The following is a 13,905-nucleotide window of genomic DNA, read 5'->3' on the forward strand; positions in this document are numbered from 1 at the left end:
CCTTGACCATTGCGACCAATGAAGAGATGCGATCGCGCCACTAATCTATTTTCCTCCATCAAATCTGCTCCCTCAATCCGTTGGCGGCGCAAACTAAACCCGCTACCGCCACAAACAATCCAGTGGATATGAGAATCAGCGTGTCCTGTATCCATTGTCTCCAAGTGTTCCAAGCAGTGGGCGTGACCGTTTAATACCAAATCGACCAAAGGACGCCCCTGAGTTAGGGAACCTATTTCTTTAGCTACCGCATCCAGCACACCACGGAGGCGATCGCGAATTATCAGAGTTTGTGCTTGCTGCCACTTTGTCGCTTCAGTTACATAAGGTGGATGATGGAAATAAATCACCCTTCCTCGAACTTCAGAGTTATTCCAAGATTCAATTAATTTTTGCTTGAGCCAGTCTAGTTGTTCAGTGTCAGTCAGCGTTGTTTTATCAGCAGCTAATTGCTTGTCGATATCAACAATAATTTCTTCAATTTGTGACACATTGGCGTGGTAGTCGTCTAATTGGTCGGCTTCGCTGGGGTTTTCTGGACGAAGCTTGGCTGAGGTTTCAATGATTTGCTGCTTTTCTTGCTCTAAATCTTCACGACGTTTTTCTAAAATTCTGCGCTCGGCATTGCCTTGTTTTGTTTTAGGCAGCGGTGGTGGATCGTTAAATGTATTTGAATCCAAGGCAAAGAAATCAATACCGCCATAGCGAAAAGTGTAGTAGCGATTGGGAAGGCGAGTAAAGTGCCCAGGTTCATAGCTGAGACAATAACCTGTATCTGTCTTGGCTGTGTAATACTGATTTAAATGATTATTTAACTCTCCTGGAAGCTGAAACGCCTGAAGATAGTCCATAAATGCCCGTGCGTAGGCTTCACCCGTTCGTGAGCCATGCAAGCCTACATCTAGGTCTAAGCGCGATCGCAACAGGCGGCGAATGGGTAATGTTGTCAGAGAGGCCAAGCTCAATAGAATCGGCAAGTTATAGTAATCATGATTTCCCAGTACAGGTAAAATGGGCAGCTTAAAAATCATCTGGTCATAAGCAATCCGTTGGGGATGCTCTCCCCCCAAGAGAAACTCTCGATAAGGCTGGATGAAATTCTGCTGATAGTATTCACTCGACCCTACTAAATAGATCACATCCCCGGTATGCAGCATAAAACGGCATTCGCTGTGATGGGGCAACATAAGTTCAGCCACCTTTCGCTGGGGATTGTGTCCTCGGTGCTTGCCGGAACCACTATCACCTACAACTAAAAATGAGAACTCAGAATTGTCTGTTTGGCCATCCTCTAAAACCAGCCGAGTTTGGTCAATGTTCCGTTCTACAATTAACGGATCTTGCCACCGTACCCGTTGATTCATTTTACGGATTTTGTTAGCGATCGCTGGATCAGATACAAGTTTCAATGCAACCTACTCCTGAATTTTCAATTAGGAATCGGGCAAGAGTAATTTCTCACTGGTTATTCTCCCCTTGCCTCCTCTGCCTCCTCTGCCTCCTCTGCCCCCCCTGTCGTGTCTTTCATCTCAATAGTCAGATTAGGGAGTCCCTCTAGTTTTTCGGTAGGCTCAACTTCTTCTACTAATGGCACAAAAATGTTCAAACCTGCTGGTACACACTTAATTTCTACTGGAGTTGTGCCCACGATTTCACCATCTAGAACAACCTTTTGCGGTGGCTTAGTTGTAATTTTAAATTCTTTGGCTCGCAGGAAGCCAATATCATTCCGATCAACAGCGTTACCTGTAGAAGCCGTTTGGAATAGATGAAATGTAGCTGCGATCGCTCCTGCTTTGTTAGCTGGAGCTACAATCGTCAAATCTAGCAACCCATCATCATAAATCAGACCTGCTGGGCCTTGAGCCAAAACTGAAGTAGGAGGCGCGGCATTTGCTACTGTAACTGCACAGGCACTAGTTTTAATTATCCTGTCTTCTGTTTCAATTTCAACATCAAAGTTTTTTAAGTTTCTCAGTTGCTGAATTCCAGCGAAAACGTAGGCCATCATGCCAAAGCGATTCTTAGCGTCTCGGTCTGCCAATTGTACAGTTTCAGCTTCAAAGCCAATACCTGCCAAGAGTACCATTGGCCGATCGTTGCAATAGGCTACGTCTACATGGCGGGTTCCTCCCTGCAAAATTGTTTCACACGCACCTGCGATCGTGTCAGGAATTCCTAAAGCTGTGGCAAAAGCGTTTGCTGTTCCTCTAGAAATAATTCCAAATGGAATATCAGTACCTACTAGAGCCGTTGCTGCCGCAGAGAGAGTGCCATCTCCCCCCGAAGCAATGATTGCATCTACTCCCCTCGCTACTGCTGCATTAGCCAGTTGATCAGCGTCGATTTCTTCAGTTGTGAGATAAATATCTAGGTCAATTTCTGGCTCTAATATTGCCCGAATTTCTGCCAGTTCTATATCTGGGTCACCCTGACCCGCAACTGGATTGAAAATGAGGCAGGCGGAACGATTCATAAAATATAAAGGCTAAACTTAGATCATTAAAATACCAACTTCTTTTTAGCATTCTTGTGAAATTTCGGCTTCCTTCTGGCGGCTGGTTTACATTTTGTAAGAAGTTTAGAAGTCTTCTGCGTCAGAACCAATGCTGATGCGTATTTAAGTATCTTTTGTCTTTATTGAAACAAGAAAATTTTTGCCATGCGTCAATTATCACTAGTTTTAGCAAGTATGCTAACTCTCAGCACTTTAAATACTCCCACCGTGACAATAGCAGATACAGCGCATGATTTACGGGAGATGCGCTTAGTTCAAAGGGTCAACTGCAATAATCCTCAAACTCAAATAGCAATTAATGAATGCGCGAAGTTGTCTTATCAAAGGGCAGATAAAAAACTGAATCAAGCCTATCAACAATTGCTACCTACCTTAGAAAGGTCTAGGAAACAGAAATTGATTGCTGCACAACAAGCTTGGCTCAAGTTCCGAGATACCAACTGTGAGTTTGAAAGAACCAGATATGAGGGAGGAAGTATTGCCCCTAGCATTTATTCTGGTTGTCTAGAAAATACTACAAAGCTGCGTACCCAGCAATTACAGGAATATCTCAAATCTGACCCTTAAAAAGTCGAATAAAACCGCAACGCCAGAGGTATTAGTAATTAGTTCAAGAGAAACCACGCCCACAAAGGACGTAGTTTAAATTAGTTTGATATTAATAAGATAATTTAAACTCTCGACTGAGCGATCGGCAAACGTTTTACGCCCAAGCCCTAACTGAAGCTGAAGTTGCTCACTCTGCTTTCATCTTTAACCAGCCAAATAGCTGTTCTACTGTCAAATTTAAATCAACACCATCTAGAACAGCCAACCTATCTCCTTTATGACAAAATTCTGGTTGTTGATGTGGTTGAAAAACCAGAACTGAGCGGTCATCGGGATCAATCAACCATCCCAGATCACAACCATATTTTAAGCAGTGCAATATATTGCTGGTAACTCGATTGGAACTCTGATCTGGAGAAAGAATTTCAATTGTCCAGTTCGGAGCAATTAGCACATCATCTACAGGTTCTCCGTTATCGTCAAACTCAATTTGTTGCCAACGGATAACCGCCACATCTGGAACAATTGACCGACTACCAAAAGTACAACGCAACTCTGGAAAAGCATAAGCGATTTGCCTCTTTTCTGTAACTTGATTAATTCCATCAATCAACTTAGCCTGAAGTCGGGAGTGGCGGGTTTTCGGCATTGGTTTTAGGATAATCTCACCATCAATATAAAGGCTTGCAGGCTTTGTTTCTGGTAACTTCAGAAACTCCTCTAGAGTTAGAGATGCAGATTTTGCAACACTCATAATTTCTGCTACTCCGAAAGTCTTACATCAAGTTTATAGCAGTTTTCAATCGATGTACCGTGCATTTTATTGTCTTCGAGTGATAAATATAGCAGCTTGTACCGTAATAATGCTGTATTAAGTAGTACTGTTTGAGATTCCTAGAACCAGCTTTAGGTAAAGAATTGTAATTCAAAATCCAAAATCCAAACTCCAAAATTGGTATGAGTCCCTGACTACGGTAGTCTAGATGAGAGTGAATTTATCGCCTGCGATATTATATTGTTTTATGACTTCAGTTGTTTCTAGCCCTCCACGCACTATTCGGATTGGTTCACGCAAAAGCCAACTTGCTCTGGTTCAGACCTACTGGGTACAAGAGCAACTCCAGAAAAGATTCCCTGATATCATTTTTGAAGTCCACACCATGTCTACCCAAGGCGATAAAATCTTGGATGTAGCATTAGCTAAGATTGGCGATAAAGGACTTTTTACTAAAGAACTTGAAGTTGGAATGCTCAATCAGGAGATTGACTTTGCCGTTCATTCTCTCAAGGATCTGCCGACTCACTTACCTGAAGGATTAACACTAGCAGCAATTACAGAACGGGAAAATCCAGCAGATGCATTAGTGGTGCATGAAAAGCACAAAGATAAACAAATTGATACATTGCCAGAAGGTGCAGTAATTGGTACATCTTCGCTGCGGCGGTTAGCACAGTTACGTCATCACTTCCCGCACTTTACCTTTAAAGATGTTCGGGGAAACTTGATTACACGGTTGGCAAAACTGGATGCAGGCGAATACGATGCTTTGATTTTGGCCACAGCAGGGTTAGAGAGATTGGGAATGGGCGATCGCGTTCATCAAATTCTCTCCAAAGAAATCTCTCTCCACGCCGTAGGACAAGGAGCTTTGGGTATAGAATGCCGTGCTGATGATAATGAAGTGCTATCTCTACTCAAAGCGATCGAACATCCCGAAACACGCGATCGCTGTCTCGCTGAACGGTCTTTTCTACGCTCTTTAGAGGGCGGCTGTCAAGTACCTATTGGTGTAAATACAGAAATATCTGGTGATAATTTGACCTTAACCGGGATAGTCGCCAGTGTAGATGGTCAAAAGTTCGTCAAAGATACCGTCACAGGGATTGCCAATAATGCTGAAGGGCTAGGCATAGAACTAGCCCAAGTGTTGCGGCAACAGGGAGCGCAAGAAATTTTATCAGAAATTTTTGCGGTGATTCAGCGCGGTTCTTAAGCAATTGGGCAGTCCGATGTGATTAGATAAGAATTGATCGCCGTTGCACCAAAGATGTGCCAGACGCGACAAATCGCGTTGGTCGGGATCTTAGAGTTAATTTGACAATATAGACAGAATCAGGGAAGCAAAAATTACCATGCGGATTCTATTTGTTGCAGCAGAGGCAGCACCCATTGCCAAAGTAGGAGGAATGGGTGATGTTGTTGGGGCATTACCCAAATTTCTGAGAGAAATGGGGCATGATGTGCGGATATTCTTGCCTTACTATGGCTTCCTGCCAGACAAAATGGAAATTCCTAAAGAACCCATCTGGCGCGGCTCTGCGATGTTCCAGGAATTTGCTGTTTATGAAAGCGTTCTGCCTGGTACTGATGTTCCCTTGTACTTATTTGGACATCCCGCCTTCCTACCCCGCCACATTTATTCTGGAGAAGGTGAAGACTGGCGGTTCACATTATTTTCCAATGGTGCAGCCGAGTTTGCTTGGAATTACTGGAAACCGGAAATTATGCACTGTCATGATTGGCATACGGGGATGATTCCCGTGTGGATGCACCAAGATCCTGATATAACCACAGTCTTTACCATTCATAATCTGGCTTATCAAGGGCCGTGGCGTTGGTACTTAGAAAAAATTACTTGGTGTCCCTGGTATATGCAAGGACACAACGTTATGGCGGCGGCGGTGCAATTTGCCAATAAGGTAAATACAGTTTCGCCCACCTATGCCGAGCAAATCAAGACACCTACTTACGGTGAAACATTAGAAGGTTTGCTGTCTTTTATTAGCGGTAAATTATCTGGGATTATCAACGGTATTGATACTGAAGTTTATAACCCAGAAAATGATAAATATATTGCTCAAACCTTTACTGCTGATAGCCTGGAGAAACGCAAAGCTAACAAAATTGCTTTGCAAGAAGAGGTAGGATTAGAAGTCAACTCCAAAGCGTTTTTAATTGGGATTGTGACCCGATTAGTGGAACAAAAAGGCATTGATTTGATATTGCAAATCCTCGATCGCTTCCTCTCCTATACAGATGCACAGTTTGTTCTTTTAGGGACAGGCGATCGCTACTATGAAACTCAGATGTGGCAATTAGCATCCCGCTTTCCCGGACGCATGGCAACTTACTTACTGTATAACGATGCCCTGTCTCGCCGCATTTACGCTGGTACTGATGCTTTCTTAATGCCTAGTCGTTTTGAACCTTGCGGCATCAGCCAAATGATGTCTTTACGTTACGGTTCTGTGCCTATTGTCCGCCGCACAGGTGGATTAGTTGACACCGTAAGCCATCACGACCCCGAAAATGCAGCAGGTACCGGTTATTGCTTTGACCGCTATGAACCGCTAGACCTTTTCACCTGTATGATCCGGGCTTGGGAAGGCTTCCGTTTTAAACCACAATGGCAAGAACTACAAAAGCGGGGCATGAGTGAAGACTTTAGTTGGTATCAATCTGCCAAAGAGTACGTGAAGTTGTACAGGTCAATTTACGGTTTGCCAGAAGAAGAGGAGACACCACAACCAGAGTTAGTTTTAAACGAAGCGATCGCTAATAGCAAATCATAAATCTCTGTAGGTGCGTACAGATGTATCATACGTGCCAACTCTAATTTTTGGGACTCATGATAGCATTTTCAGATTAGCCTGATATCTGAAGCTGCTAATCATGAGTTTTTTTGTTTCTCAAACAATTTTTTTGTAACTATGTCCAATTTTTAGTGTCCCCAGATAACAAATCAGAAACCTTTGTTGTAGTTACTGCTTTTAAATATAGGGATAGTTTGAATAGAACCAAGTTCAACCCAAGCTACAAATATTTTATTTTTTTAGATTACTCAAATACGATCGCCCTTGGGAACCAGATATTTTGCACATATTCTTGGCGCTTATTATAGTTGTATTTGTATTTTTATATGCGGTCGTCATCGCACATTTTACTGAGGCAAAAACAAGCAAATTTAGAAATATAATTATGTCTTGGATAAAAAACAGAGCTTTAAATCAAGCTTAACTGCTATGTCGAGCAAATCAAGACGCCTACTTATGGTGAAATCTTTCCCGGACGCATGGTAACTTACTTTATAGCAATCCGATAGCGTTCGCGTAGCGTCTCCCCTTGGGAGAAGCGGTAGCGAGTCAGACGCTCCTGCGTCGCTAACGCTGCGCTATCGAGCGTCTTTGATTTCTGAATCACTCGTAAAGGTAAGGGACTGGGGACTGGGAAGAAGGAATACAGCACTTACGGCAGCTATGAGGTACATCCTAAAAGCTGAAAGCGATGATAGGAGACGGGCAAGGAGAAAACTATATTGCATAATAGCCGGAAGTGCTGTAAAGGTGTACTGAGTTTTGTTTAAAAATCAAATATGAGTCCTATATATTCACACAAATATTACAAATCATTGGTTTTGCGTTGCTTTCCCGCCCTGCAATAAATTGCGGGCTGATAGCTAAAGTGCGTTTAAACGCACTGAAATTAAATAAATTAAGATGGATTGGGGCTGATGAGTTAGACTCCCTACCAATTCGCCAGCAGTATCATTAATTCTGGGGCTATCTTCTAAAGAAGACTGATTGAGTCCACTTGAGTGGACTTGCGCTATTAGCCAGATAATTCATTCTCTGGCGGGAAAGAGCGCAGGTGCAAAATATAACTTATAGAATTCGAGTGAAGAGATTCCCAAAAAAGACTTGTAGATTCAGTTGATGTATGCAGTTACCAATTAATGAACTGTTCCTCTCAATGATTCAGCATCAACGGGTTTAATTAAGTAAGTCTGCAATAGATGCCCAACAATGGAGGCTATCAAAGGTAATTTTTGGCAGAATTTTACAACTGGTGAACGAGCGCTGTTGTTAATCTCTACTAGTTTCAAATTAAGGTCAGAACACTTTTCCAACCGCCGGAAGAACTCTGGGTGATTTGTATTCAAAATCAAAGGAAATGCCCCTGCGGCGGTGTTATTCGTCTCTTGAATGACTCTGGTATTATATTCGCGCGGATCTATCCCAATGGATTGATAAAACGTGGCGCGTTCAAATACTGTCAAGGTGTGAGTAGCAAAAACACTCAGCAAAAAGAAACGTACCCATAATCTAGCTCTCCAATTATTCCATAGTTGAGGTTGCGATCGCAGCAGCGCTTTGAAAAAATCTCCATGTCGATTTTCATCCTGACACCAACTTTCAAACTTACGGAATAGTGGATAAATTTGGTGTTCTGGATGTTTCTCCATGTGGCGATACACCAAGATGTAGCGCCAGTAGCCAATTTTCTCAGACAGATAGACTGTGTAAATAATCCACTCTGGCGGAAAGAAGGTATAAGTGCGATTTTTGGTTAAATAACTTAAGTCGAGGGAAAGATTAAAATCTGCCATTGACTTATTTAAAAATCCCGCATGGCGTGCTTCATCCCGTGCCATAAAATTAAAAGCATCCGCCAAAATCGGGTTGCGGTTTTTCAGACGGCGTGATAATTCTTTGAACAGCAGAAACCCAGAAAACTCTGAGGTGCAAGAACGTTCCAAAAAGTCAATAAAGGCGGCGCGCGTTTCTCCATCAATGTGATCCCAACACTGCTGAAATTCTTCATCACGGACAAAGTGATGACGGTTATAGTCAGCTCGTAACTCCTCTACAATTGCCAGTAACTCGGCTTCCTGGGACGAAATATCCAATTGCGCCGCAGCTTCAAAGTCAGTAGTATAAAATCGGGGTGTTAATAATGTTTCTTGAACAGGGGCTTTTACACCTGGTTTTAGCAACTCAGGTTGTGAGGTTTCCAGAGACTTAACCATAAGAATCCTTTGATTATTTCATCCTTTAAATGTTATCTAAGCATAAATAGTTGTTTGTAGACATCAGTTAAATTATTGAGAGTAAATTGTGAGAAATAAACTTATTACCCGTTGTTTTAGGAGAGTTTAAATGCTTATTCCACAATCAGTTTTGTTACCACTCAAGTGGGATGTGACTAAGCGTGAAAATCAGAAAAACATAAATAAATACTAATATCTTTATAGTTATATATAAATTAATAGTTAAATAATCTTAGGAGAAATAAAAATAGCTGGGATCTACATCGGCAGTGTTACTTGCCAGATAGAGTGATGCAGATCCTCTCTAAACCTAGAATAACAATCTTTTAGCTGGCACTGGCAGGCATCCTGAGTCGGTGACTGCCCAAAAACCTTGCCCTTGAACATGAAGGAAGCAACAATGAGTAGTAATCTAGCCATCAAACTGCGCTCTGGAACTCAACAAGCCCACACCTCAGCAGAAAATGTGGGATTCATGAAATGTTTTTTGAAAGGAGTTGTGGATAGAGACTGCTTTGCCAAGTTCTTAAGCAACTTGTATTACGTCTACAGCGAACTAGAAGCAGCATTAAAGAGCCATTTAGAGCATCCTGTGATTAGTGCGGTTTACTTTCCAGAACTTAATCGCCAATCTTCGCTCGAAAAAGACATGGTGTTCTATTATGGGGATAATTGGAGGGAGCAAATTATACCCTCACCCGCTACTCAAAAGTACATTGACCGCATTCGGGAAATTTCTGCTATTGAACCAGCCTTATTGCTAGGTCATGCCTACACTCGCTACATGGGCGATCTTTCTGGGGGTCAAATGCTACAAAAAGTTGCTCAGTCAGCCTTGAAGCTTTCTGGCTATGAAGGCACATTCTTTTACAATTTTGAGCAAATTCCTGACAAAAAGGCATTTAAGGATATGTATCGTCAGGCATTAAATGAATTAGCAGTTGATGATATAACAGCAGAACGGATTGTTGTAGAAGCTAATAATGCCTTTGGGTTCAATTTACAGATGGCTCAAGAGTTAGAAGGAAATTTAATTATAGCACTCGGTCAAGTTATGTTTAATAGCCTAACTAATTAGTCATTAGTCATTTGTCATTAGTCATTTGTAATTCTCCCCCTACCTCCTCTGCTTCCCCTGCTTCCTCTGCCTCCCCTACTCCCCACTCCCCACTCCCCACTCCCTACTCCCCTCATTCATTGGAAAGCAACTCAATGGTTTTTCTATTACCTGGTGTCAAGTTTGATCTGGATTTGATTCAAAAGTACGACACTCGCGCACCTAGATACACCAGTTATCCGCCTGCTACAGAGTTAAGCGAAACATTTACTGAAACTGATTTTAAGGCCGCGATCGCAGCCTCGAATCAACGCAAAACTCCTATAAGTCTATATTTCCATATCCCCTTTTGCCAAAGTGCTTGCTACTTCTGCGGCTGTAACACGGTAATTTCCAACAACAAGAATATTGCCAAACCTTACGTAGAATCTTTGGCTCAAGACATTAAAAATACCGCAGCTTTAATCGATCCAGATAGAAAAGTGCTGCAAATCCACTGGGGAGGCGGTACTCCTAATTACTTGGATCGTGACCAAATAGAATTTTTATGGAAAAACATCAATCGCCATTTCAACATCGATCCACAAGCAGAAATCTCAATTGAGATTAATCCTCGCTATATTGATAAAAATTACATTTTCTTTCTGAGAGAAATTGGGTTTAACCGTATTAGTTTTGGCATTCAAGATTTTAATAGCCAAGTTCAAGTAGCTATAAATCGTGTCCAGCCACAAGAAATGCTATTTGATGTTATGAGTTGGGTTAAAGAAGCTAAGTTTGAAAGTGTGAATGTAGACCTTATTTATGGTTTACCTTATCAAACCCGTGAAACATTTCGGGAGACGTTGAAAAAGACTGTTGAGTTAGACCCTGACCGAATTGTTGTCTTTAACTTTGCATATATACCGTGGATCAAACCTACACAAAAAAATATTCCTCAAGAGGCGCTACCCGCAGCAGAGGTAAAGTTAGAAATTCTGAAAATGACCATTGAAGAATTGACGAATAACCAATATCTATTTATTGGAATGGATCATTTTGCTAAAACTAATGATGAACTAGCGATCGCTCAACGCAATGGCACTCTCAAGCGCAATTTCCAGGGCTACACTACCCACGCTGAGACAGAACTGTTTGGTTTTGGTTCTACATCCATAAGTATGCTAGAAGATGCTTATGCTCAAAACCACAAGGAATTAAAGGATTATTATCACACAATTGCAGCAGGTGCTTTACCTGTTAGCAAAGGTATCAAGCTTACTCAAAATGACATCATCAGACGGGATGTGATCATGGGTATTATGTCTCACTTTCATTTGCATAAGCAAGATATTGAAAATAAGTATGATCTCAATTTTGATGAATATTTCTCTGAGGAACTAGAGGCGTTAAAACCACTAGAAGCCGATGGTCTAGTTAGTTTATCAAAAAATCAGATCCAGATTACAGATATCGGTAGATTACTAGTCAGAAATATTGCCGTCATCTTTGATACTCACACAAGAACAAGAGAGACAAAATTTTCTCGTGCTATTTGATACCACTTTTACAAATGTCAGCTACATATTATCCCCTGAATCTACCTTGAAAATCACGATTGAGGGGATTTAAGTAATTAGGACTTAGGCATCAGGTGTCTATAGTGGTAATTTGCCTGCTGAGGGCAAAAGCTACTACTAATCCCGTGTCTAATACCAATTTAATGTGAAGCTGCATAGAAAAGAGCTTCTAGGATAAAGTTATAAGAAGAGACAGAAATTACTTGCTCAAAAGTAAGTTGGTCGAATATCTCTTGGATGCTTTCGCGTAAAGCTTGTAAAGAAGAGAAAAGTTGATTTTTGAGAGGTTTCTTGAGAGCTTGCCAAAGCCTTTCTTTCTTGATTGAGTTCAGGAGCCGATGGTGGTTGAAATAGAGGAATAATAAACTCTTGCCAGCTAATCGCTGAACTTGTATGAGCCGGTGCTTGGTCAATCTGTAAAATTGCATAATCCGAGCCTAATTGCACAGATAGCCAATCCAAAAACTGTTGAAAACACTCGCCATCTAGTTTTGGATATTCATAAAGGAAATGATCTCCAGTCAATGGTTCAATTGCACCATAAATCCAAAAGTTATCTCTTGGCCATATCACCTTAACAGTGGGCTTGACTCCGGAAGCTGTAATCACTTTGCCTGTAAGAGTTTTGAGTCCAACCCTTGTTTCATCCTGACACAAGTAGCGAACACACTTGCCAGGTGCGAGATGTTCTTCTAAACAGTTGAGAATGGTGCCGAGTTTTTTTTAAACTCAGATACCAATTTCTCGTCTTGCTTGTGGCTTTGAGGGCGTGGGACTTTCAGTTTTGCTCCTAATCGATATCTCACCCACGCATAAACTGTTGCATACTCTATATCCAGCTTATGTTGGTGTTTCAACCACTCGACTATTTCACCGTAACTACTAAAGCCTTTTCCTGTTTTTAGCTCCTCTTCAAGTGCTGCGATCGCAGCATCATCGATTTTCCGTTTTGCCCCTGGCGCTTTCTTGATTTCTAATAGGCCCGACAGTCCATCAGTTCTGTACTTCTGCAACCACCTTGTCACAGTTGAGGTATCTTTCGCCAAGCGTTTTCCAATTTCTTGCTGCTCCTTAACCTGTCCGCTTTTTATCCACCACAGCATAATAAGTTTTTCTTTCTGGTTTCCCAAGTTAGCTGTTTGTAGACGTTTTTTAAGTTCTTCTTCGCTCTCTGCAATTTCAATCTTAAAAGGGCGGCTCATAGTTATTTTAATTTATCGAGTTTATTTTCTCCATTATATGCAGCTTCATCTAAAATTGGTATTAGTTGATAATCTTTCTTGATAAATATATAGATTACATGATCTTGTAGCTGTTTCCCCATTTTTTAAAAGGAATAAAGGATACTCTTATAGTTTTGATATTATTTCTCAATAAAGTGGTATTGTTAGATCGACTTAAATCTGCTTTGTCAAAGTCACTTGCGTACAACTTTACCTTGTGACCAAAAACAGTACTGGGGACTAGGGAAATTATTGAAAAAGAAGCAAGGGGGAGGGAAAAGAGGAATTGGGACAGGGTGCGCTTTGCTTGGGAAATTTCCCTTTTTCCCCCTGCTCCCTACCCCCTACCTCTTGGTTGAAACACTCACTTTCTTCTCTCTTCCCAATCCCTAATCCCTAGTTCCTCACTGACCAATAGCAGTTTCAGTCACCAGACATTACATGTGTACATGGTGGTGTTAATGAGGATTAATAGTTTACTCAGAGTTTACAAAAGAAAATCAATACGCGTTTTACCCTTAATACTCAGTTTGATACTGGTTTTGTTTGTCGGAAGCCGCACCGTAGCTGTACCAACGAAATCCACAGAGATATTATGGGATACCTATGGTGTGCCGCACATCTACGGTAAAGATGACCAGAGTGCATTTTATGCCTTTGGTTGGGCACAAATGCAAAGTCATGGAGATTTACTTTTGCGTCTCTATGGTCAAGCACGGGGACGCGCAGCCGAATATTGGGGAGAGGAATATCTGGAGTCAGATCGTTGGGTACAGACTGCGGGAGTACCAGAACGCGCTAGTAGTTGGTACAAAGCACAGAGTCCAACTTTTCGTAGTTATCTCGATGCTTTTGCTACTGGGATCAATGCTTATGCAAAACAAAATCCGAAGTTAATTGACGATCAAGTTAAGGTAGTGCTACCAGTCAAGGCAGAAGATGTCATGGCTCACTTACATCGGGTACTCAATTTCACCTTTGTAGTCAATCCTGAACAAGTATTAGACCTGAGCAAACAAAAGTTGCAAGCAGGATCTAATGGTTGGGCGATCGCACCAAGTCATTCTGCCAATGGGAATGCCATGTTGTTAGCAAACCCACACCTACCTTGGTCAGATTTATTTTTGTGGTACGAAGCCCAAATCACCGCGCCAGGGATTGATGCTTATGG

Annotated in this window: 12 protein-coding genes; 6 read left to right on the forward strand and 6 right to left on the reverse strand. The window is 41.7% G+C overall.

Annotated elements, in window-relative coordinates:
* A partial coding sequence (locus tag VE944_RS26080) for a metallophosphoesterase family protein (protein WP_324983995.1) occupies window positions 1–1,409 on the reverse strand: 1,409 nt, incomplete at its 3' end.
* Window positions 1,410–1,465: 56 nt separating this feature from the next.
* Window positions 1,466–2,476 carry a YegS/Rv2252/BmrU family lipid kinase gene (locus tag VE944_RS26085; protein ID WP_324983998.1) on the reverse strand — a complete coding sequence of 337 codons (1,011 nt, stop codon included), beginning with the start codon at window positions 2,474–2,476 and terminating at the stop codon, window positions 1,466–1,468.
* 186 nt (window positions 2,477–2,662) lie between these two features.
* On the opposite strand from VE944_RS26085, the gene VE944_RS26090 reads away from it, so the two are divergent.
* Window positions 2,663–3,085 (forward strand): lysozyme inhibitor LprI family protein, encoded by a 423-nt coding sequence (locus VE944_RS26090; RefSeq protein ID WP_324984000.1) that lies wholly within the window; start codon window positions 2,663–2,665, stop codon window positions 3,083–3,085.
* Between the two features lie 169 nt (window positions 3,086–3,254).
* On the opposite strand, the gene VE944_RS26095 is transcribed toward VE944_RS26090, so the two are convergent.
* Complete coding sequence (locus tag VE944_RS26095) at window positions 3,255–3,821, reverse strand: Uma2 family endonuclease (protein WP_324984003.1); 567 nt, start codon at window positions 3,819–3,821, stop codon at window positions 3,255–3,257.
* 268 nt (window positions 3,822–4,089) lie between these two features.
* On the opposite strand from VE944_RS26095, the gene hemC reads away from it, so the two are divergent.
* Together hemC and glgA are read left to right on the forward strand one after the other, a co-directional pair.
* Window positions 4,090–5,061: a hydroxymethylbilane synthase gene (hemC, locus tag VE944_RS26100; protein ID WP_324984005.1), complete on the forward strand. Its 972-nt coding sequence runs from the start codon at window positions 4,090–4,092 to the stop codon at window positions 5,059–5,061.
* Between the two features lie 139 nt (window positions 5,062–5,200).
* The gene (glgA, locus tag VE944_RS26105) at window positions 5,201–6,640 is read left to right on the forward strand and encodes a glycogen synthase GlgA (protein ID WP_324984008.1); all 1,440 of its coding nucleotides are present in this window, start codon (window positions 5,201–5,203) and stop codon (window positions 6,638–6,640) included.
* A gap of 1,157 nt (window positions 6,641–7,797) precedes the next feature.
* Here glgA and acsF read toward each other — a convergent pair.
* The gene (gene acsF / locus VE944_RS26110) at window positions 7,798–8,874 is read right to left on the reverse strand and encodes a magnesium-protoporphyrin IX monomethyl ester (oxidative) cyclase (protein ID WP_324984010.1); all 1,077 of its coding nucleotides are present in this window, start codon (window positions 8,872–8,874) and stop codon (window positions 7,798–7,800) included.
* A gap of 421 nt (window positions 8,875–9,295) precedes the next feature.
* On the opposite strand from acsF, the gene VE944_RS26115 reads away from it, so the two are divergent.
* Together VE944_RS26115 and hemN are read left to right on the forward strand one after the other, a co-directional pair.
* A complete protein-coding gene (locus tag VE944_RS26115) occupies window positions 9,296–9,973 on the forward strand; it encodes a biliverdin-producing heme oxygenase (RefSeq protein ID WP_324984012.1) in 678 nt (225 codons plus the stop codon).
* Between the two features lie 134 nt (window positions 9,974–10,107).
* On the forward strand, window positions 10,108–11,490 hold the full coding sequence (gene hemN, locus VE944_RS26120; RefSeq protein WP_324984015.1) for an oxygen-independent coproporphyrinogen III oxidase: 1,383 nt from the start codon (window positions 10,108–10,110) through the stop codon (window positions 11,488–11,490).
* A 228-nt stretch (window positions 11,491–11,718) separates the two neighbouring features.
* On the opposite strand, the gene VE944_RS26125 is transcribed toward hemN, so the two are convergent.
* Both VE944_RS26125 and VE944_RS26130 read right to left on the reverse strand, forming a co-directional pair.
* Window positions 11,719–12,168, reverse strand: coding sequence for a transposase (locus VE944_RS26125; RefSeq protein WP_324984018.1), 450 nt, complete (start codon window positions 12,166–12,168; stop codon window positions 11,719–11,721).
* Between the two features lie 35 nt (window positions 12,169–12,203).
* Window positions 12,204–12,713, reverse strand: coding sequence for a helix-turn-helix domain-containing protein (locus tag VE944_RS26130; protein ID WP_324984019.1), 510 nt, complete (start codon window positions 12,711–12,713; stop codon window positions 12,204–12,206).
* 482 nt (window positions 12,714–13,195) lie between these two features.
* Here VE944_RS26130 and VE944_RS26135 point away from each other — a divergent pair.
* Window positions 13,196–13,905: penicillin acylase family protein (locus VE944_RS26135; RefSeq protein ID WP_324984022.1), on the forward strand; the 710-nt coding region annotated here is incomplete at its 3' end.

Source organism: Nostoc sp., from assembly GCF_035638895.1.
GTDB lineage: Bacteria > Cyanobacteriota > Cyanobacteriia > Cyanobacteriales > Nostocaceae > Nostoc.

Bases quoted from the DNA above. Each gene is read 5' to 3' on its own strand.
- VE944_RS26085 (WP_324983998.1), bottom strand. From the start codon at position 2,476: ATGAATCGTTCCGCCTGCCTCATTTTCAATCCAGTTGCGGGTCAGGGT.
- VE944_RS26090 (WP_324984000.1), top strand. From the start codon at position 2,663: ATGCGTCAATTATCACTAGTTTTAGCAAGTATGCTAACTCTCAGCACT.
- VE944_RS26095 (WP_324984003.1), bottom strand. From the start codon at position 3,821: ATGAGTGTTGCAAAATCTGCATCTCTAACTCTAGAGGAGTTTCTGAAG.
- hemC (WP_324984005.1), top strand. From the start codon at position 4,090: ATGACTTCAGTTGTTTCTAGCCCTCCACGCACTATTCGGATTGGTTCA.
- glgA (WP_324984008.1), top strand. From the start codon at position 5,201: ATGCGGATTCTATTTGTTGCAGCAGAGGCAGCACCCATTGCCAAAGTA.
- acsF (WP_324984010.1), bottom strand. From the start codon at position 8,874: ATGGTTAAGTCTCTGGAAACCTCACAACCTGAGTTGCTAAAACCAGGT.
- VE944_RS26115 (WP_324984012.1), top strand. From the start codon at position 9,296: ATGAGTAGTAATCTAGCCATCAAACTGCGCTCTGGAACTCAACAAGCC.
- hemN (WP_324984015.1), top strand. From the start codon at position 10,108: ATGGTTTTTCTATTACCTGGTGTCAAGTTTGATCTGGATTTGATTCAA.
- VE944_RS26130 (WP_324984019.1), bottom strand. From the start codon at position 12,713: ATGAGCCGCCCTTTTAAGATTGAAATTGCAGAGAGCGAAGAAGAACTT.